This is a genomic window from Candidatus Nomurabacteria bacterium, assembly GCA_020632075.1.
Lineage (GTDB): Bacteria > Patescibacteriota > Minisyncoccia > Phycocordibacterales > UBA918 > OLB19.
This window is the reverse complement of sequence record JACKGH010000001.1, coordinates 721,052-739,098: the sequence shown is the minus strand read 5'-3', so window position 1 is coordinate 739,098 and position 18,047 is coordinate 721,052. Positions and strand designations below refer to the sequence as shown.

General features: G+C 49.0%; 22 protein-coding genes and 3 tRNA genes. 17 read left to right on the top strand and 8 right to left on the bottom strand.

Going from position 1 to position 18,047, the window contains the following annotated elements; genetic code table 11:
• The first annotated feature begins 49 nt into the window (after window positions 1–49).
• From pilM to H6786_03515, 7 genes are all read left to right on the top strand, one after another.
• The gene (gene pilM, locus H6786_03545) at window positions 50–1,141 is read left to right on the top strand and encodes a pilus assembly protein PilM (GenBank protein ID MCB9816444.1); all 1,092 of its coding nucleotides are present in this window, start codon (window positions 50–52) and stop codon (window positions 1,139–1,141) included.
• A gap of 2 nt (window positions 1,142–1,143) precedes the next feature.
• Window positions 1,144–1,686, top strand: a complete 543-nt coding sequence (locus H6786_03540; protein ID MCB9816443.1) for a hypothetical protein — start codon at window positions 1,144–1,146, stop codon at window positions 1,684–1,686.
• Window positions 1,687–1,688: 2 nt separating this feature from the next.
• The gene (locus tag H6786_03535; GenBank protein ID MCB9816442.1) at window positions 1,689–2,228 is read left to right on the top strand and encodes a hypothetical protein; all 540 of its coding nucleotides are present in this window, start codon (window positions 1,689–1,691) and stop codon (window positions 2,226–2,228) included.
• On the top strand, window positions 2,218–2,703 hold the full coding sequence (locus tag H6786_03530) for a hypothetical protein (GenBank protein MCB9816441.1): 486 nt from the start codon (window positions 2,218–2,220) through the stop codon (window positions 2,701–2,703). The genes H6786_03535 and H6786_03530 overlap by 11 nt, the downstream gene beginning before the upstream one ends.
• Window positions 2,704–2,778: 75 nt before the next feature.
• Window positions 2,779–3,366, top strand: a complete 588-nt coding sequence (locus H6786_03525; GenBank protein ID MCB9816440.1) for a hypothetical protein — start codon at window positions 2,779–2,781, stop codon at window positions 3,364–3,366.
• 267 nt (window positions 3,367–3,633) lie between these two features.
• The gene (locus H6786_03520) at window positions 3,634–4,776 is read left to right on the top strand and encodes a Fic family protein (GenBank protein ID MCB9816439.1); all 1,143 of its coding nucleotides are present in this window, start codon (window positions 3,634–3,636) and stop codon (window positions 4,774–4,776) included.
• Window positions 4,721–5,179 carry a hypothetical protein gene (locus H6786_03515; protein ID MCB9816438.1) on the top strand — a complete coding sequence of 153 codons (459 nt, stop codon included), beginning with the start codon at window positions 4,721–4,723 and terminating at the stop codon, window positions 5,177–5,179. The genes H6786_03520 and H6786_03515 overlap by 56 nt, the downstream gene beginning before the upstream one ends.
• A 94-nt stretch (window positions 5,180–5,273) precedes the next feature.
• Here H6786_03515 and H6786_03510 read toward each other — a convergent pair.
• Window positions 5,274–5,345, bottom strand: a tRNA-Arg gene (locus H6786_03510).
• A 120-nt stretch (window positions 5,346–5,465) separates the two neighbouring features.
• Complete coding sequence (locus H6786_03505; GenBank protein MCB9816437.1) at window positions 5,466–6,287, bottom strand: hypothetical protein; 822 nt, start codon at window positions 6,285–6,287, stop codon at window positions 5,466–5,468.
• Window positions 6,288–6,424: 137 nt separating this feature from the next.
• On the opposite strand from H6786_03505, the gene H6786_03500 reads away from it, so the two are divergent.
• The 4 genes from H6786_03500 (at window position 6,425) to H6786_03485 (ending at window position 9,609) form a co-directional block, all read left to right on the top strand.
• Window positions 6,425–7,180, top strand: coding sequence for a nicotinamide mononucleotide transporter (locus H6786_03500; GenBank protein ID MCB9816436.1), 756 nt, complete (start codon window positions 6,425–6,427; stop codon window positions 7,178–7,180).
• Window positions 7,152–8,120 (top strand): AAA family ATPase, encoded by a 969-nt coding sequence (locus H6786_03495; GenBank protein MCB9816435.1) that lies wholly within the window; start codon window positions 7,152–7,154, stop codon window positions 8,118–8,120. The genes H6786_03500 and H6786_03495 overlap by 29 nt, the downstream gene beginning before the upstream one ends.
• 494 nt (window positions 8,121–8,614) lie before the next feature.
• A complete protein-coding gene (locus H6786_03490; GenBank protein ID MCB9816434.1) occupies window positions 8,615–8,914 on the top strand; it encodes a hypothetical protein in 300 nt (99 codons plus the stop codon).
• 218 nt (window positions 8,915–9,132) lie between these two features.
• On the top strand, window positions 9,133–9,609 hold the full coding sequence (locus H6786_03485; protein ID MCB9816433.1) for a hypothetical protein: 477 nt from the start codon (window positions 9,133–9,135) through the stop codon (window positions 9,607–9,609).
• Window positions 9,610–9,741: 132 nt separating this feature from the next.
• Here H6786_03485 and H6786_03480 read toward each other — a convergent pair whose 3' ends face one another.
• From H6786_03480 to H6786_03470, 3 genes are all read right to left on the bottom strand, one after another.
• Window positions 9,742–10,317: a hypothetical protein gene (locus H6786_03480; GenBank protein MCB9816432.1), complete on the bottom strand. Its 576-nt coding sequence runs from the start codon at window positions 10,315–10,317 to the stop codon at window positions 9,742–9,744.
• Between the two features lie 157 nt (window positions 10,318–10,474).
• A tRNA-Val gene (locus tag H6786_03475) sits at window positions 10,475–10,547 on the bottom strand.
• Window positions 10,548–10,637: 90 nt separating this feature from the next.
• Complete coding sequence (locus H6786_03470; protein MCB9816431.1) at window positions 10,638–10,805, bottom strand: hypothetical protein; 168 nt, start codon at window positions 10,803–10,805, stop codon at window positions 10,638–10,640.
• An 80-nt stretch (window positions 10,806–10,885) separates the two neighbouring features.
• Here H6786_03470 and H6786_03465 point away from each other — a divergent pair, with 80 nt between their 5' ends.
• Genes H6786_03465 through H6786_03455 form a run of 3 tightly spaced genes read left to right on the top strand, consistent with a single transcriptional unit; the run spans window position 10,886 to window position 12,598 of the window.
• Complete coding sequence (locus H6786_03465; GenBank protein ID MCB9816430.1) at window positions 10,886–11,158, top strand: acylphosphatase; 273 nt, start codon at window positions 10,886–10,888, stop codon at window positions 11,156–11,158.
• A 5-nt stretch (window positions 11,159–11,163) separates the two neighbouring features.
• Window positions 11,164–11,859: a di-trans,poly-cis-decaprenylcistransferase gene (gene uppS, locus H6786_03460; protein ID MCB9816429.1), complete on the top strand. Its 696-nt coding sequence runs from the start codon at window positions 11,164–11,166 to the stop codon at window positions 11,857–11,859.
• Window positions 11,828–12,598, top strand: coding sequence for an RluA family pseudouridine synthase (locus H6786_03455; GenBank protein MCB9816428.1), 771 nt, complete (start codon window positions 11,828–11,830; stop codon window positions 12,596–12,598). The genes uppS and H6786_03455 overlap by 32 nt, the downstream gene beginning before the upstream one ends.
• Window positions 12,599–12,626: 28 nt before the next feature.
• On the opposite strand, the gene H6786_03450 is transcribed toward H6786_03455, so the two are convergent.
• Window positions 12,627–12,944, bottom strand: a complete 318-nt coding sequence (locus H6786_03450) for a hypothetical protein (GenBank protein MCB9816427.1) — start codon at window positions 12,942–12,944, stop codon at window positions 12,627–12,629.
• Between the two features lie 102 nt (window positions 12,945–13,046).
• Window positions 13,047–14,123, bottom strand: a complete 1,077-nt coding sequence (locus tag H6786_03445; GenBank protein MCB9816426.1) for an AAA family ATPase — start codon at window positions 14,121–14,123, stop codon at window positions 13,047–13,049.
• 178 nt (window positions 14,124–14,301) lie between these two features.
• On the opposite strand from H6786_03445, the gene rplS reads away from it, so the two are divergent.
• Complete coding sequence (gene rplS, locus H6786_03440) at window positions 14,302–14,892, top strand: 50S ribosomal protein L19 (protein MCB9816425.1); 591 nt, start codon at window positions 14,302–14,304, stop codon at window positions 14,890–14,892.
• A gap of 57 nt (window positions 14,893–14,949) precedes the next feature.
• On the opposite strand, the gene H6786_03435 is transcribed toward rplS, so the two are convergent.
• Complete coding sequence (locus H6786_03435) at window positions 14,950–16,866, bottom strand: peptidoglycan-binding protein (protein MCB9816424.1); 1,917 nt, start codon at window positions 16,864–16,866, stop codon at window positions 14,950–14,952.
• A gap of 160 nt (window positions 16,867–17,026) precedes the next feature.
• Between H6786_03435 and H6786_03430 the strand changes: the two genes are divergently transcribed.
• A complete protein-coding gene (locus tag H6786_03430) occupies window positions 17,027–17,866 on the top strand; it encodes an inositol monophosphatase (protein MCB9816423.1) in 840 nt (279 codons plus the stop codon).
• A 60-nt stretch (window positions 17,867–17,926) separates the two neighbouring features.
• Window positions 17,927–18,010 (top strand) — tRNA-Leu (locus H6786_03425).
• Window positions 18,011–18,047: the final 37 nt, after the last annotated feature.

The following is an 18,047-nucleotide window of genomic DNA, read 5'->3' as shown; positions in this document are numbered from 1 at the left end:
GTTTCGCGCCTTAAAACCAGGCGACGAACAGCGTATACTAGAGCTACATATGTTTTCAGCTCTTTCTCGAGTTTTACCTGCGCCAACGTATCTCACTATGCCTTGTGTGGGTGTCGATGTGTCTGATACTTCTCTAAAGTATGTCGCGTTTGAGCCAGCAGCGCGGCAGGGGAAAGACCGTGAGTTAAGGTTGTGGGGAGACATCCCAATCCCGAGTGGCATCGTGCAGCGTGGACAAGTGCACGAGCCAGCGCAGCTAGTCTCAGTCTTGAAAGAGTTCAAAGCGCAAACCGGCGCAGAATTCATTCGTGTCTCACTACCAGAGGAACGAGCGTATCTGTTTGAAACGGAGATCAAGCGCAATGTGCCACTGAAGGAAGTACGCGGGCTGCTCGAGTTTCGCCTTGAGGAAAATGTACCGATCGCATCCAAAGATGTCTTGTTCGATTACACGCTGTTGCCTGGCGAGGATGATGATCGGGTCTTGCGGGTATCAGTCGCTGCGTATGCGCGGGAGACGATCCAGAAGTACTATGACGCCTGTATTGAAGCTGGACTGCGACCAGTGTCGTTTGAGGTGGAGGCACAAGCAATGGCTAGGTCGGTGATCCCAGCTGATGCAGTCGGTGCGACTATGCTCGTTGACTTTGGAAAGACACGTACTGGGATCGGTATCGTGTATCGTGACGCGCTCTTGTACACTTCAACCATCGATCTGGGAGGAGACCAATTGTCACAAGCAATGCGCAAGGTGCTTGGGGCTGATACTGCTGAAGCAGAACTCACTCGTTTGAAGAACACGGTTGGATTGGTGCGTGGAGTTGATTCCTCAGAAGTACATGATGCACTCATTAGTACTGTATCGGTGATAAAGGACGAGCTTGCGACGCGCATGGAATATTGGCACTTACGCAATGGAAATAGTCAGGATCGTCGTATCACCTCGATCGTTATGTGTGGTGGTAGCGCCAATCTTAAAGGATTCCCAACCTATCTCACTGAATCGCTCGAAGTACCGTGCGTGCGGGGCAATGTCTGGGAGAACTGCTTCTCGCTTGATGAGACTGTTCCACCGATCGATCGGAGACACTCACTTGGGTATGCAACGGCGATCGGGCTTGCTCTTAAGGATTCAGCATAATTATGATCAATCTCATTCCACCACGTGCAAAGAAAGGACTGTTGGTCGAGTACTGGGTACGAGTGATTTCGGTGTGGATGACCACTTGGGCATTCACTCTTTTGCTTGGAGCTGCGATCGTGTTGCCGGCATATGTACTCATTAGCTCTCAGGTATCGGTGTATGAAGAGTCGGCCGCTGAAGCATCAAGGAAGGTAGAAAATTATGAGTCTGTCTCGGTCGCACTCGTGCAGGCAAGTCAGCAGGCGCGTGTGATCATAGACGAAGCTAAGTACGAACCAATGTCTGATCTCCTGGCTCTCTTTGAAGAGATGCAGGGGAACGACATCAATCTCACCACCATTATTCTTGAGCGTTCGGCAACGGCAGAAGGCTTTGAGCCAGTGACACTCACCGGAATTGCAGCAGATCGTCACTCGCTCGCATCATTCCGCGATCGACTGTTGGCAGTGCCAGAGGTAGACGATGTGGAGTTGCCGATCAGCAATTTGGCGGAAGATAGAGATATTCGGTTCACGATCACGGTAACCTTTAAAGAAGTATAAGTATGAGCCCGTCAACCATTCGTAACATCATCATAGCAAGTATCCTTATGGTCGTTGCAGCCGGTGGATTTGGGGTGATGTCATATCAGACCATGGCGCAAGGAAAACATCTTGAGTCTCAGATCGAAGTGCTTGCTGCAGAGCAGGCACAAGAGGATCTCTTTTTGCGGTTACGGAAGATCGCTGATTCGTCTACAGAAGACCGTGCTGCACTCCAGTCTTTCTTTCTCGATCAAGATAAATTACAAAGTGATAGTATCGACTTTTTGAACTATGTAGATGAGATCGCAGCCGGTGCTGGCGTTGTGATCGGTAAAGTTGAGATCGATACGCTGAAGGCACGAGCTGGTGCTTCGGAGGAGTGGGTGCAGGTCGTATTCCCGCTTTCGGGTACTCGAATGCAGGTGCAGCAATTTATCCGACTGCTCGAGTTGTTGCCATACGTTTCTCGTGTCACTGATGTAACACTCGAAATACGTTCTAGTGAGCAATGGAATGCAAATGTTACTATGCAAGTTAAAGTAATGGCGTATGAAGAGTAAGCGAGAATTTACAGAGATCGCAAAACGGTTGCTTGGTAAGCGTACTGGTTTACGCAGTCCACAACTTATCCATCCGCAGCGAGAGTGGATCGTTGGTCTGTTGGTGGCCATAGTGGTATTTGGTCTTGCCGCAGCTTGGAGCGCACATATGTATTTGGCACATAAGAGCAAGACGGTCCAAGTCTCTATTGATCCAGCGGATGAGGTGGTGGTGTATCGAGAGGCAATGGTGCAGTCAGCGCTTGAGTATTTCGCTGAACGAGAACAGGCCTTTAATACATTATATGCAGAAATGGCACAGGAGGTGCTTGTGCCCGAACCTGAACCAATCCTTGAAACAGCTTCAACGACTGAGGTAGAAGTACCTACCGAACTGGGTGCAGGATCTATCGAGGAGGAAGTAGTTCCAGCAACCGATACAGAAGCAGAAGCGGCTGGGTCGGGAAATCTGCCAGAAACGGTTGTTGTCGAGTAGAGTAGGATTCACAGCCCGGCAGTCTTTTTCTAAATTCTAGACACGAATTCGTTTTGTGTTATCGTTCCTATTAGTTTGAAGCAAACTGAGGGGGTGTCGATGTACATCAAAAGTGGTTCGTCCCGGCTGGTGTTTTGTCTTCCTGCTGTGGGATTGGTTATTAAATTACCGCTTATCCATCCTTGGAGGTTCGTGAAGGTTCTTAAAAGCGATGTTTGGTGCATTATTCATGGGCGAGGATTCGGCTTTCTAAAAGCACGGTTTTGGCTCGATGAAGAACATGACACTATTGGAAACATTAGGTACACATTACTCAACGGTCTGTACCAGAATTGGCAAGAATTTATGCTCTGGCGAAAGACCCGTTCGGTGTTCTTGGAACCAACTTTCTTTTCGCTGCTTGGGGTGTGTAACATTCAGAAGTATGGGAAAGAACTCGATGTGTCTGCGGTAGCGCTTTGGTCGCAGATGCTCGATTATACAGAGCAAGCAGCTTGGTCGAACGGACATCATTTTTCTAATCCGGCTAACTTTAGCTACAGAGACAATCAAATCAGAATGGTTGACTACGGCGGCAAAGGTGTAAGGGCGGTTGTTGAAAAATACGACACTATCATCTCTAAAAACTTTGACCCAACTAAAAAGCCTGAATGGGAAAAGTGACACCCCCACCGCGCGGTAGAGAGAATATCTCTCATTGTGCACGGGGTGTTTTTTTGTTTCAGTACGCCCTTGGCGTTGCGGAAAATTACCCTCCAAGCCCCACAAGCGTTTCTTAGAGAATATATAGCAATAAAATAGACCCCTTTCGGTAGGGGTCTTTTTCATGAATATTACAAATCTGACACCAAAAAGATAGTTCACTTTGGTTGCATAAAAGCGAACTAAAGTGTATAATAGTGCACATTCAAAATTAAAAGCGAACTATCTATGGAAACAAATATTATCGGTGAAGATGTAGATCAAAAAGAAGGATTCAAAGCTTTTGTGCCTGACGATTTTCCTCCTGCAGAACTGATGAATATTTCAGGAGATGTTTTGCAAAAAATAGCACAAGCTGGACATCTCGTCGGCAAACTCGATGGTACCACACACCAACTTCCAGATGTAGACTTCTTTTTGAAGATGTTCATTTTTAAAGATGCAACAGCTTCAGCTCAGATTGAGGGAACAAAGGCAACTATGGTTGATGCCCTTGAAATGGAAGCTGGCCTTGTAAGTGTTGAAGATACCGATGCTGATGACATTCTTCATTACATAGAAGCACTAAACTTTGGTATTGAGAGACTGTGCGATTTACCAATGTCAAAGCGCTTCATTAAAGAGCTGCACTCAAAGCTAATGACTAATGCCCGTGCTACTCATTTTGCAGATCCTGGGGAATGGCGACGTTCACAAAATTGGATTGGAGGAACTGCACCAAGCAATGCTTTATATGTTCCACCGCCAGTTGAAGAGATGGAGAGGTCGCTTAATGACTTTGAAAACTACCTACACAATGAAACGATAACGCTTCCTCTGATTCATACTGCTTACATGCACTCACAGTTTGAAACCATCCATCCATTTTTAGATGGTAATGGAAGGACGGGTCGTCTTCTTATAACTCTACAACTGTACCGATTTGGTTTGCTCGAGAAACCAGTACTTTTCCTGTCTTCTTACTTTAAGCAAAACCAAAAAGAGTACTATCGAGCTTTGCATGAATATCATCATGGTGACCCAGAAGTATGGCTAGAGTTCTTTATAGATGGTGTAATTAAGACTGCTCAAGATGCTATTGTGGCTTGTCGTTCCATCAATGAACTCTATATAGGAGATACACAAAAGATTCAACAACTTGGTAAGCGTGAGTCGGAAAGTAGTATGAAAGTCCTGCTGAAACTATTTGGTCATCCAATCGTAACTAGTACAACCATTATGAACTGGACTAGCTTTAGTCGTAATGGTGCTCAGAATGTTATAGATCGCTTGGTGGAAATGGAAATTTTGGAACCGAGAGACGAGAGTGAAAAGTATGGAAAATCCTATTCATACAGGAAGTACTTCGAGGTATTTACTAATCATCAGTAAACTAAACCTAATTAATATGAGAAAAAATCGAGAAACAATAGCACTGATACTGGCATTAATTTTAGGATCATTTCTATTGAGTTTTACTACTGGAGTTGGGTTGCTGACAGCTTCTGTATATTTAGCTCCAGCTGTTTTGGTGATTTATGTGGGTAAATATTTTTGGAACAATCAACAAATACTAAAGAACCCTGTTCTAGGATTTCCAACAAGAGAGTTGTGGTATGTGTTTTTTGGCTCACAGATTCTAAAAACGGTCATTGTATATGTCTTGGCAGATTTTCTATATTCACTGCTTAGTATAAGTTTAGTTGAATGGATGGTAATAACATTGGAAGTAGTATCGTTTGGAGCTGTGATTATCTTACTTTCTAAACTTACAATAAAGGTAATTCCTCGCTAAGAGTTGAATGAAAACAATAAAACCACTCAACTGAGTGGTTTTATTGTTTTGCTAGACTTACCGAGATTAGTGGGGAGTCAGTCTCACTATTGGGTGCCCCCGCGAGGAATCGAACCTCGATCAACGGCTTAGAAGTCCGCAGTTTTATCCATTAAACTACAGGGGCGGTGTGTTACAAGCTTGGTACAGGTATTGTACCAAGTGCGTATTTTACACAGAAGACACAATAACAGAAATTTCCGATTTGGAAAAACGGCCTTCCCAAAGGGAAGGCCGTTTACTTGGGCTACTGCCGCGCTAGTTCGCAGATCATTGCAAACCCTGCAAGTAGTGTCAGCTGTTGCTCTGCTTGATCAAGGTTGTGACACTCGAGATCGACCGACTTGGTCGTATCGTCGTGCTCTGTGTCTGGATAGACACTCAGGTCGCAGGCGTTACCGGAGCAGTTGAGCAAAAAGTGCCCATTTTTCTTGATGCTGCCGTACACTTCACTGGCCCAGCGTCGCCGCTTCGGTTCGCACACCCAGTACCACGCTTCTTGCATTGCTGCGGTTACAGTTGGATGCATGTTTTGGTAGGGAATTCTACCGTCTTCACGAATCGTTGGTGCAGCGAAGTCTCGTAGCCAGTCGATCACACTTTCGTGCACACTGCCGCTGACCGCATGGCCGTAGCCGCATGCATCGTGCGCGATCCGGGTACGCAGCTCAGCTTGTTGCTTGCCTTGGTTTGGGTGTTGGGTCGTAAACGGCACGTTGAGCGCAGCGAGTAGGGTATGAATGGTTGCGGCGCAGTGATGCAAACGAACGCCGCTGCCGAGCCAGATGTGTAGATGCATGTACAGTCCTGCCGAAGAGAAGGTGCCGCAGTTACCGTACCCAAACGTAGTGCTTTTGAACAGATCTGGTTCGGGAAGGGCGAATAGGGACTGCTCGCCTAAGCAGTACTCATCGATCTCGTTTGCATCTCGTTGCCTGAGCATGGAGAGGCGATCGAGCAGTTCAGACCAGTGGCGATCATCTACGGTGAAAACGATCGCTGGTCCATGTTTTGGTTTGCGCCTAGCTCGTCGGTACGATAGTTCGTACTGTTTGCTGGTATTGAACATAACTCCTCCGAGGGTAGTGCTTCTCTCTGTACTATGCCGCAGTTCACTTTTGAAGGCAAATAGGCAGCAGCACAAAAGATTGACATTTAATAGTGTATAATATACACTATCTATATTATCACGTAAGTATATTCTGTATGGAAACAAACAACACCTGGATCACACGGTTGCTCGGTAACCGCACTACACACAAAGAACATTTGTATGTCGTGGTTACCATGGCGCTCGTCACGATTTTGTATGAACTGATCGCTGCCAAATTAATTCCTGATTTCGTCTTCAGTACCTATGAATTCATTGGTACGTGGGCGGGCCTCGTCTGCGTATGGCTCACTCGTACCCAAAACGTACTCTGCTGGCCGTGGGGCATACTCAGTTCGGTGATGTTTGGGTTCCTTTTCGCTGAGATCGGTTTACCTGGCCAACAGTGGCTTAACTGGGGGTACTTCCTAGTGATTCAGGTTTGGGCGTGGCCATACTGGGTATTTGGTGGTCGTGATCACTCTGAACTCAAGGTCTCCAGGTTGACTCGTCGGGGCTGGGTGATGGTAGTAGCGGTTCTTGTGGTCGGTACATATCTGGTGTATCAGGTGATCGATACCTTTGCACCAGGTTCGCTCTATCCGGTACTTGATGCGTTGGTGGTGGTGGCAAGCGTGACCGCGCAGTTCTTGCTCGGTCGGAAGAAGATCGAGAGTTGGTGGTTATGGCTTGGTCCGGTCAACCTTATCTCGATCATACTGTTCTACACGGCTGGTGCGTATGTAGTGATGGCACTGTATGTCGCATTCTTTATTCATGCTGTTTTTGCGCTTCGTAGTTGGTATGGTGAAGTGGGGGAATCAGCAATAATCATTCCTGCATATGTTCAAGAAAGGATTAGTGATCGGTAAGTTCTATCCGCCGCACCGCGGGCATAAGTATCTTATCGATACTGCGCAGGCGGCCTCCGAAGAGGTGACGGTGATCGTTTGTTACAAGCAAACGGAATCTATTCCTGGATATCTACGAGCTGCATGGATACAGCAGATCCACCCGCAAGCACGAGTGATGCTCATTGAAGACAATAAGTTGTCAGATGATGATTCAAAGGGCTGGGCGGCCTTCACTAAGGAGATTCTTGGCTACACACCAGACGCGGTCTTTACCTCAGAAGACTATGGTGACGCGTACGCTTCCTTTATGGGTTCGGTGCATGTGTTGGTTGATAGGATGCGTACGACTGTGCCGGTTAGCGGTACGCTTGTGCGCAGTAATGCGCAATCGTATCTCGATTTTCTTGAGCCGGTAGTGCGAGCGTACTTCGTGAAACGAGTGTGTGTACTCGGAGCAGAGTCCACTGGCACCACCACGCTCGCAAAGGCATTGGCTGAACATTATCAAACTGCTTGGGTGCCTGAGTACGGTCGGTACTTTTCGGAAGGGAAGCTGCCGCTTGGTGACAAGCTGCGTTGGCGGACAGAAGAATTTGTATCGATCGCTAAAGCACAACAACAGTTCGAAAATAGTCTCGCTGAGACAGCGAATAAAGTACTGATCGCGGACACAGATGCCTTTGCAACCAGCGTTTGGCACGAGCGATACCTAGGTACCAGCGCACCGGCGGTAGAAGCGGTCGCGAACACTTCGCAGCCTGACTTGTACATTGTGACGGGTGACGAGATCCCGTTTGAACAAGATGGTACGCGCGACGGAGAACATATTCGTCATGGTATGCATACACGATTCATCGAAAAACTCACTGAGACCAAGCGACCGTTCTTACTGGTGCAAGGCACGCTCGATGAAAGAATGCAGACAGCTACCAAAGCGATCGATATGCTTTTGGTGTGATATCGAGGTTTTCACAAAGAAAAAGCCCGAACTACGTCGGGCGGTTGTGTGACATGAGATCGTCCAGTGTATACATGCCGACAAAGCTAAGGCACATCTGAATGGCGGTCAGGTGGCGGTTCGCCTTACCGAACTTCTCTGGTCTAGATGCAAACTCCTTCGCGCCGATGCAGAGGTATGCGGCGTGTGCGAGCAGTTCCACGTGTGTGCAGTCTCCAAACGTGCGACTAGTGTCAATTCTGGTCGGGACCACTCCCAGCTGAGAGAGTTCAGTTTCGTAGCGTGAGACGACAGCGAATATTTTTTCAGGTGTCATCGGTACAGACCTCCAGGAACAGTTTCAGATAAAGTACTGCAAAGTTTGAATGTAGTCTACTGATTTTTCTGGCGTACGGTGGGGGGAGTGTGTTAGAAGGGTTTTTGCACAAAGAATTTGCAAATGTAAATTCCAAGTGTATGGTGTAAACACGACTGTTCCCGAAGGAGTTCTTTTGATGACTAGAAAAATACGGATCACCAAAGTTCCACCTGGTTTTGCTCCTGAATCCATACGGGAGCAGTGGGTTGGCATCGAAATTCCAACGATCAGCGATGAAGAAGCGACAGCACATCAGGATGATGAGGAGTGGACCTCGCAAGACCACAACGGAGCCCATCTAGTTACTGGGCATGACGCATGCCAAGCTCTGCTTGAAGCCGGCAAGCTCGAGGCGGCGAGTTTTTGGAGAAATCCTTGGCCTCCTCAGTACTTACGCTTTGATCAAAGCTGTTACGAGGTGATTGAAGAAGAGTAGTCAATCAGTTCTAAAGTTGTCACTTTTGCATACGTATCAAAAAAACGAGCCCGGTAAAACGGGCTCATTTTCGTAGTACACCAGTTTCATGTAACAGAAATGGAAGACGCACACGAAAGGTACTATTCTTGTCGGGCGTAGAGACACTTAGTTTATTGACAAAACTATATTTATGGTGTATAAACTAATGCGAACAAAGGTACATTGAGGAGATAGATATGCACATTACAGTAGTTGCGATCGTGCGGTCGACGGGCCATTGGCGGAAGATCGCCGGAAGCGAACAGCTGGAGTCGATACCTGGCACCATGCAGATGTATGCTGAGTTTGCCAGATCTTTCTTCAAAGGCCGTCAGGTGGAATTCCACCCCACATTCTGGCTCGCCACAGATGGCGATATGGCAAAAAAGACAGCACAGATCATCGCTGGCGACAACGGCGAGGTGATCGCCGCCGAAAAGGAAGCAGTGCTGCAGAGCATTGTCTCGGCGATCGCCGCAGGTCATCGTCACATCTTGATTGTTGGCAAGGATGCTACGGTCTATGAAAACATCGGGGAAGAGACTGCCTCCAAGTTTTCCCGCTTCAAGCCTGGTCACTGTGAAGGAGTGAAGTTCGAAGTGGAGGTGAATGATCCGGAAGGTGAGCTTCGCGTCGTCGATAGCGCCTATCTGCTGACCAACGCACATCCGTAAGATTGCCATCGTGCAGTCGCAGCGCGTCCTCCTCGGGCGCGCTTTTTTAATGCACGATGAGGGACGACGTTAGATTTTCTAAAAGAAAATGACCCAAGTTTCCTTGGGTCCAGTTAAGCACCGTCTGTGTATTCAAGGCACTACAGCATACTTTTCTGCAGCAGATGCGGCTATTTTACAAGCTTCGTCCGCCTCTCTTATGGTGGCGTGTTTCGCTTCCACCAATCGCGCTAAGATGTATTGTGTCCAGAACTCGGGTGTCTGTTCATTATCGACAGGCTCTTTCCCGAGTAGTTGGTAGGGGGTGTGCGTTCTGTTGTCTCCACCCCAGAGATGTGCAACTTGTACTTCGCCGTCTACCACCACCACTGGAATTCCGTCTTGATCAACCTCATCAGGTAAGGTTGAGATTTGTATCCAGACTCGCTTCGGTAAAGAAAACGTTTCCGTACCTTTATCAAAAGGAAAGGATACGTGTGCCAGTAGTGGTAGGTCAACATCCGACAATCCTTTAAGGATGGGCCAGATCCAAAAATCTTTAGCCGGCACCTCATTTGTTACATATCTTCCTCGGTCTTCATCGATCCTCTCAACAACTTCGAAGACGACGTTTTTGTCAGCCATACTTTCGTCAAAAAGTACTTCTGGCTGTTGAGGACGGTGCCAAAATGGCAGTGAGTGATGTCCAGGATAAAGAGCTACTTTCATTTTATATCTCCTCAGTTTGTTTGATGTAGAACTCTCGGCAAAGAAGCCAAGGCTGTTTGCACAATATAGCAAAACTTCAATTTGTAAATAGTTGTTTTAAAGTTGCCGCTTTGTATATGTATCAAAAAACGAGCCCGGTAAAAGCTCATTTTCGTAGTGCGCGATGAGAGACTTGAACTCCCGACCTTCTCGGTGTAAACGAGCTGCTCTACCAACTGAGCTAATCGCGCATATTTGAATGTAGGCACTATCGTACCCAATTTTTAGAAAAAAACAAGCCGGTCGTTAGTAGACCGGCTGATGTGGGTTGAGCTGCTTCGCTACCGTGGGCGATAGCGAGCAGTGTTTTGGTGTGCTGCCTCTTCAAGCTGTGCACGTCGAGCAGCTCCCGGGGAATGATGCTGTCTCATGTCGATGACGATCGTTGGCCCTTGGGGTGCGCGATAGCTGGGTGCTTTTGCAGGTGCCGCATTCTTACCGTGTTTCATTCCTTTCCTCCTCTCGTTGTCTTTGGTAAGGACAGATTTATACCTCGTATCATGTATGAATGCAATGTATACTACTGCGCATGATTGAAATGCGAGCAGTGATCACAGGTGCCGTGCAAGGAGTTGCGTATCGAATGTACGCGCAAGAGTCTGCGACTGAGCTGGAGTTGGTCGGGTTTGTGCGAAATGAATCCGATGGATCAGTGACAGTGGTGGCACAAGGACAGGCAGACGTACTGAAGGCATTTGTTGAGTACTTGCACGAAGGCTCGCTTATGTCGCAGGTGGAAAGTGTGGCAGTCGAATGGGGAAGTGTCTCCAAAACCTACGACGAGTTTTCTGTGTTACATTAAGCGCTATGTCACAAACGACCATTACATGTATTGGCTTTATCATGGACGGCAATCGTCGCTGGGCCAAGGAGCAGGGGCTGCCGACCTTTGAGGGGCATAAGCGCGGTGGAGAAGTAATGTCTGACTCGATCCGCTGGGTTCGCGACGCGGGGATTGCTCACGCGGTGTATTATGCCTTCTCGACTGAGAACTGGAAGCGGAGCGAGGAGGAGGTGGAGTACCTCATGGATCTCTTTCGAGAATGGCTACGACAGGTGGGTGAACAAGCAAATGCTGAGAACGAAGCTCCGGTAAAGGTACGGATCGTTGGTCGCCGAAAAGATTTTGCGGAAGACATACAGCAGCAAATGGATCGCTTGGAAGCACAAAACGCTGAACGGTCTGACGCCAAGACAACTATCTGGATCGCGCTTTCGTATGGGGGGCGAGCAGAGATCGTTGAAGCAGTGAATGCTGCAATCGCTGCTGGGGAAACGGTGACAGAAGAGAGTTTTGAAAAATTGCTTTGGACTGCCGATATGCCAGATCCAGACGTGATCGTGCGCCCAGGCGGTGAGCACCGTCTATCAAATTTTATGACCTGGCGGTCGGTCTATAGTGAGCTGATGTTTCTCGACAAACATTGGCCGGCTTTGACGAAAGATGACTTTGACGACATACTGGGCGAATATGAATCTCGTGAACGACGGAAAGGAAAATAATCTAGAGCCAACAGTCATCTATGAAGATGACGCAGTGCTAGTGATCAGCAAGCCGTATGGCTGGCTGACTCACGAAGACGGCAAGACCGAAGCACCGACGGTGGTCGAGTGGTTTCTTCGCTGGCAGCCTTCGGCTGCCAGCGTCGGTGAACCGGGCTACTCACCACAAGGTACCGAGCTCAATCGCTCAGGTGTGGTGCATCGCCTCGATCGCGAGACATCAGGCATCCTCATTCTCGCCAAGACCCAAGAAGCGCACCAGTATTTGAAAAAGCTTTTTAAAGATCGTGCAGTATACAAGGAGTATCGTGCGCTCGTGTACGGACGGATGAATGATCGGTGGGGTACGATCAATCGTCCGATCGGGCGCAGCGCCAAAGACTCGCGCCGGCGGAGCGCCGAGCGTGGTGCGAAGGGAGTGCGGCGCGAAGCGATCACTGACTTCGAGCGGATCGGCATGGGGGAATATCAAGACGAGCCATTTTCATATGTGAAGCTCATTCCAAAGACCGGCCGGACACACCAGCTTCGGGTACACCTACGGGCGATCGATCGACCGATCGTGATGGATGGGCTCTACGCGTCGCATAAGATCGACGGTTCAAATAATCTGGAGCTTGAGCGACTTGCACTCCATGCGCATGTGCTCGAGCTAACACTACCAAGTGGGGAAGAACAGCGCTTTATCGCGCCGGTGCCGCCTGAGATCGAACAAGCAGTTGATCGGATTCAAGAATAAAAAACCAGCGCTCGGCGCTGGTTTTGTGTCAGGTGCACTCGACTCGTTCTTGCTCTCGTGCGATATCGAGATAGCTTGCGCTTTCGGATAGTTCGAGTTCATGAGCAATAGTCTCTCGATTGGTGCCAAGATCAAACCATTCAAGCATCATCGCTCGATGCATAATCCATGCTTCGGGGTGATGCTCTCGGACGGTGTCACGGATCACGTCTGTCTGGGCGTCAGACAGCCTGAGTCCAGTTTCATCGTCGGTCATTTTGATCAGGAAAAACAGAATGAGCAGGTCTGATAAGTGTTCGCTTTTGAATACTTCCAGGTAGCCTTCGAACGTCATTTTGTTTGGCATATGATTTCTCCTATGCGATTCGAGCCAATCGTCACTATAGTCTGGGGCAGGTGATTGTCAAGAAAAAAGCGCGCCGGGTAGGCGCGCGATGCGTTCTGGTGCTTACGCAGCCAGCGACAGTTCATAGTTTGAATATTCCCTCTTACCGGTCACTTCAGTGTACTCACCAAGGTATGGCGGTACCGAGACGGTCTCATCCATACTAGCGACTTCGATCTCAAGCATGACCAAGCCTTCACGGCGGCCATGGAAGACATCAAGTTCGCAGTATCGCCCATTATATGAGAAGCAGTTTCTCGTTTTGATGATCGGCTGCCGACCATAGTCACGACGGACCATCAGGTCGTCGTACTCCTGGCGACTGATGTGCCGCTCGGTCTCGATGAAGGTGCCTGGCGCTACTTCTTCCTTGATGGTGTGGAAGTACAGGTAGTTGTCATCCTGACCACGCGCGCGAACCCGCTCGTTTGATCCATTGCCGACCAGGTAGTGCTGGATGATAGTGATCGGTGTGGCGCTCTCAGGCAGAATAATCGACTGTGGATCGTGGATGAGAAATTTGCGCTCGATCTCCAGCGGTTCGGGTACGCCAAGTGTGCGAGCGAGTGCCTGCAGCGCCCGGTTGATCTTCTGATCAAATGTTTGACCAGGTACATTTTCAATGAGATGCAGGTGTGGCGTGCCGGTCCAAGCCATCTCAGTCCGCCAGTCGGTGGCACAGGCTTCTTCGGCACTTTCGCTGCGCTTCGCGTTGTTCTCGGTGGTGTAGTGTTCAGCAGCGCCGTTGGCTGCGGTACGCAAGAAGATGACACCGGAAAACTGATCACGCACGTCCTTTATCGTGAAGCCAAATTCGTCCATGAGCTGTTTTGCTCCATCAGTCGACATGTATGCCAGGCTATCGGCGAAGGCTCGGTCGAAGATGAGTACGGGGTTTTTGTACAGCAGTGCTGCTTCGAGTCGCAGCTGCATGGCGTGTTGTGTTTCGCGCCAGATGAATTCCTGGAATCGCGGGTGGTCCCGTTCGATACCAGACTCCATCAGGAGTGTGGCTGCTTCTGGCGAGAGCAGTGGGTAAAACCCGTGCTCAAGACACCAGGCGACGATTTTGGCGAGGGCGGTGGTTTTGCCGCCGCAAGGTCCGCCAGTAATGACGATCTTCGGAATATTTCTATGCATTTGTAGAGAACTCCAAGTGGAACAATTTCACCATGACCGTACCATAGTTGCGCATAAACGCAATATCGTAAGACCTGGCCGAAAGTGTTGCGAACCAAGGATGTTTATGGTAGATTGTGGCACGTTTTAAACGGCTCATTCGTTTAATTTATTAAAGAAACATATTATGAAAGCAGCAATGGCAGGAGTGACAGTGTCACCCGTAAATATGGAAGAACGTAAGTCACTTGGCATCAAGGCTGGTGATACTGTGCGCGTTCACCAAAAGATCGTGGATGAAAAGGGGAAGACCCGTATCCAGGTTTTTGAGGGCCTCGTATTGGCTCGAAAGCACGGTGATGAAGCAGGTGCTACCTTTACGGTTCGTAAGGCATCAAGTGGTGTTGGGATCGAAAAGATCTTCCCGCTCTACTCACCACTTATCGACAAGCTCGAGATCGTGAAGCGTGCGAAGGTGCGCCGCGCGAAGCTCTATTACATCCGCGAGAAGGTAAATCGTGAGATCAAGCGTCAGATGCGTCGAATGAGCCTTGTTTCTATGTCTACTGAGTCTGAAGCAGAAGCTGCAGCACGTGCTGAAGCAGAAGCAAAGCAGGCAGAAGAAGAGGCTGCTAGGGCAGCGGAAGCAGAAGCTGCCAAGAAGGCTGAGGAGGAAGCAAAAGCTGCTGAAGCAGCTGCAGCGGAAACTCCAGCAGAAGACGCCGCTCCAGCTGAGGAGACTTCAGAAGAAGCTCCAGCTGAAGAAGCAACTGAAGTGAAGAAGGACTAAGTCTTTCAAGAAAGAGAGCGGGGCCCTTTGGGCCCCGCTCTTTTTATTTATTGGTTACTAATTTACGATCGTCTTAGTTGGGGTGCGGTATGCATTCTTAGGAAGCGCGATCCAGCTTTGATCTGGCGCTGCAGCAGTGTCATTGTAGTTGACGCTGATGAGCTGGAGTCGAGCATTGGTGTTCGCGACACCTGGAATATACGTTACCGTTAGGGTGAGTGATTCTGTACTGCCTTCTGGAATGTAGAAGTAACTTCCTTCCTCGTCAGTACTCGAGGTCACAACTGGAGTACCTGAGGCAGATAGTGCGTTGCCGATCGCGTCTTGCAGCTGATAGGTGACACCACTTGCACCGATTGGAATGTACACATCCTGTCCAAAGGCGGTCACGTTCACGGTGATACTAAAGGTGACATAATCGTTAGTTGAGCCATCTTGAGTGGTTACTACCGCTGTGGCGTAGTCACTCTCAACATCAGATCCCTTAGTGTAGAGCAAATGCATTTCGCCTGTAGCTGCACTTTGGAGCTGGTTTGTGTCTAGATCATCGGCCCCTTCCGCGTCGATATCGTCAGCATTCACATGTCCAACAATAGTTGTGCCTTCGTACATTGCATCAAGGGCACGGAATTCGATCTCGACAGAAGCAGTGACGCGGTCACCAGCATCGATAGTCAGATCGCCACGATCGAAGTTGAAGGTGATAAGACCAGTGGCGCCATCGGTAATGGTTTCGTCAGTGTAGGTTTCACCATCCACGATAAGTCGTGCGTTGCGAACAAAGTCGCTGAGGGTTCCGTTGTTGACGGTAAACTCGATTGGAAGTTCGTAGATATCGATATCATTCTCGCTGTCATCAGTATCGAGATCAAAGGCGAATACTTCCATGTACCCAGAGTTTCGGTCATCTTCAAGTCGCAGGACTGAAGCGTCTGGGTCTTCATCAGAGCGTCGTACGATCAACTCATCTGAAGCACCTGCTTCATCGATGTTGAGGGTTACTGCGTCAGCAGTGTCGCCAATGTAGAGTGCAGCTTTATCTGCATCAAGGGCACGAATGCCATCATCTGGAATGAAGGTGGTCCAGATCTCACCATTGTCGGTGCCGCGTACACTATTTTGTACACTAGCGCGGACGGTAAGTTCTATCTCGCGACCCTCACGCATCTTCCAGTCAATTCCTGGAATGCGAAGAGTGTAATCTCCATCGTTTGGAGAGTCTTCGTTCCAGTTGTCCTCATCAGAAGCATCGACACTCGCTATGCGGGTGTTGCCGCTCCAGACAGATACGGTATCGAAGGTATCCCATGGATCCATCTCGTCATTTGCTGGGTCTGGGGTGAAGCCCACTTCCAGACGATTGAGTCTTGCGTCACCATCTTCGACTCGGAATGATACTTCCATGATCTCAGCGTTTTTGTCACCCTCTTCAAGGTCAGTGTCATTACCATCGTTTACCGTGAAGCGTTCCAGTGACGCTTCGCCGCTAAGTGGTGGTTCTGGCTCAGGCTGTGGGGTTGGTGTTGGAGTCGGTTGTGGGGTTGATACTGGTGTACATAGTGCTGTCACACGAGCGCGGGTTTGTTGTCCGTAATTGTATCCCAAGGCCGGACTGATCCCTTGGTTGATCTGAAACAGTCGCAGGGCGCTTTGTGTTTGTGTACCGTAGTAGCCTGTGGCTCCAGCAGGGATCGTGTAGCCACGGCTAATCAGGAAGTTTTGCAGCGCAGTAACGTCTGCACCGCGACTACCGATCGCGAGATCAGATTGTGGCACACTACACAAAAGACCCCCATTTTGCATGGCACGAAGCTGTGCTTGGAGTTTGGTTATTTGTACTAATAATGATTGAATTTGAGCTTGCAGTTCTGCATAGGTCGCAGCTTCAGCTCGGGGGACAGGGATGGTGATGAACACGAGCGAAAGCGCGATGACACCACCAACCATGCCCTTTCTAAGGGTTGTTATATTCATGGTGGTTCTGTATTAGTTACAGGTAATTAAACGTAGGTATTACCTTTCCTACACTTATTATGACGCAGCAAAAATGAAAGCCTTACATTTTTTATGATTAGGGCACAGTCGGGGCGCGGGCGAAGCCCGCGCCCCGACTGTGCTACACTGCACTCACTCTATGAAAACGGACGAAAAATTTGCGTCACTTATTGAGACGATAGAAGCTGCCGGTCAGTCAGCTCGCACGTATTTCAATGATGCTGCCGACTTTGATGAAAAGTCTGATGGCTCGGTGGTGACAAAGATCGACACGGATACCGAGGTGCTCTTGCGTGATTTTGTGGCAGAGTATTTTCCATATGATGCGATCGTGGGGGAGGAAGGTGATGATGTGTCTGGTACGTCTGGCTATGTATGGTACATCGACCCGATCGACGGGACCGAAAACTTTGTGCGGAAGATTCCACTTTTTAGTATTACAGCTACGAGACTTGGCGCTGGCCCAGAAGGGTCGTTTGCGATCGTACATAATCCAATTTCTGGTCAGACCTTTGCGTCGATCATGGAAGATGGTGTCTATGAAAATCAGCGACTGACGACGTTTCGCGAAGGGAAGGTGGGTGGTCGGCTTGCCATCAACGTACTGTCTTCAAAAGCTGAGCCATGGATCTTGCCAGCGAAGTACAACCTCATTCAAGCGCTTGGTATCAAGTATGGAAAAAGTAGTTCGTTCAGCGCCGGACTCTTGGAGTTTGCGTATGTCGCGGCCGGCCGACTCGACGGGGTGATCAGTCTTCTTAGTAGTCCATGGGATACTGCTGCGGGTCTCTATCTCGCCAAGGCAGCTGGGGCACCGATCAGCCTGTATATAGATGGACGGTGGCAGCGGTACGATGGAGCGATCAGAGACTTATACCAAGACCTTACAGCTCGTCATTTGATCCTCGTCTCCACTCCAGCGGTGCACGATGAGCTTTGTGCGTTTGTGGGTGATCCGCGGGCTTGGGCGACCAAGTAGCTTGAAATATCAAGCAACATCAGGCATAATGGCCCGACCTCAATGATGTATACATCTTCTGTCCAGGTGGCGAAATTGGTAGACGCGCTACCTTGAGGGGGTAGTGGGAGTTTTCCCGTGCTGGTTCAACTCCAGTCCTGGACACTGCAAAACAAAGACGCCGGAACGACCGTTCCGGCGT

Coding starts and splice junctions, on each gene's coding strand:
- pilM (MCB9816444.1), top strand. CDS start 50: ATGTTTTCAGCTCTTTCTCGAGTTTTACCTGCGCCAACGTATCTCACT.
- H6786_03540 (MCB9816443.1), top strand. CDS start 1,144: ATGATCAATCTCATTCCACCACGTGCAAAGAAAGGACTGTTGGTCGAG.
- H6786_03535 (MCB9816442.1), top strand. CDS start 1,689: ATGAGCCCGTCAACCATTCGTAACATCATCATAGCAAGTATCCTTATG.
- H6786_03530 (MCB9816441.1), top strand. CDS start 2,218: ATGAAGAGTAAGCGAGAATTTACAGAGATCGCAAAACGGTTGCTTGGT.
- H6786_03520 (MCB9816439.1), top strand. CDS start 3,634: ATGGAAACAAATATTATCGGTGAAGATGTAGATCAAAAAGAAGGATTC.
- H6786_03515 (MCB9816438.1), top strand. CDS start 4,721: ATGGAAAATCCTATTCATACAGGAAGTACTTCGAGGTATTTACTAATC.
- H6786_03505 (MCB9816437.1), bottom strand. CDS start 6,287: ATGTTCAATACCAGCAAACAGTACGAACTATCGTACCGACGAGCTAGG.
- H6786_03500 (MCB9816436.1), top strand. CDS start 6,425: ATGGAAACAAACAACACCTGGATCACACGGTTGCTCGGTAACCGCACT.
- H6786_03495 (MCB9816435.1), top strand. CDS start 7,152: ATGTTCAAGAAAGGATTAGTGATCGGTAAGTTCTATCCGCCGCACCGC.
- H6786_03490 (MCB9816434.1), top strand. CDS start 8,615: ATGACTAGAAAAATACGGATCACCAAAGTTCCACCTGGTTTTGCTCCT.
- H6786_03485 (MCB9816433.1), top strand. CDS start 9,133: ATGCACATTACAGTAGTTGCGATCGTGCGGTCGACGGGCCATTGGCGG.
- H6786_03480 (MCB9816432.1), bottom strand. CDS start 10,317: ATGAAAGTAGCTCTTTATCCTGGACATCACTCACTGCCATTTTGGCAC.
- H6786_03470 (MCB9816431.1), bottom strand. CDS start 10,805: ATGAAACACGGTAAGAATGCGGCACCTGCAAAAGCACCCAGCTATCGC.
- H6786_03465 (MCB9816430.1), top strand. CDS start 10,886: ATGATTGAAATGCGAGCAGTGATCACAGGTGCCGTGCAAGGAGTTGCG.
- uppS (MCB9816429.1), top strand. CDS start 11,164: ATGTCACAAACGACCATTACATGTATTGGCTTTATCATGGACGGCAAT.
- H6786_03455 (MCB9816428.1), top strand. CDS start 11,828: ATGAATCTCGTGAACGACGGAAAGGAAAATAATCTAGAGCCAACAGTC.
- H6786_03450 (MCB9816427.1), bottom strand. CDS start 12,944: ATGCCAAACAAAATGACGTTCGAAGGCTACCTGGAAGTATTCAAAAGC.
- H6786_03445 (MCB9816426.1), bottom strand. CDS start 14,123: ATGCATAGAAATATTCCGAAGATCGTCATTACTGGCGGACCTTGCGGC.
- rplS (MCB9816425.1), top strand. CDS start 14,302: ATGGCAGGAGTGACAGTGTCACCCGTAAATATGGAAGAACGTAAGTCA.
- H6786_03435 (MCB9816424.1), bottom strand. CDS start 16,866: ATGAATATAACAACCCTTAGAAAGGGCATGGTTGGTGGTGTCATCGCG.
- H6786_03430 (MCB9816423.1), top strand. CDS start 17,027: ATGAAAACGGACGAAAAATTTGCGTCACTTATTGAGACGATAGAAGCT.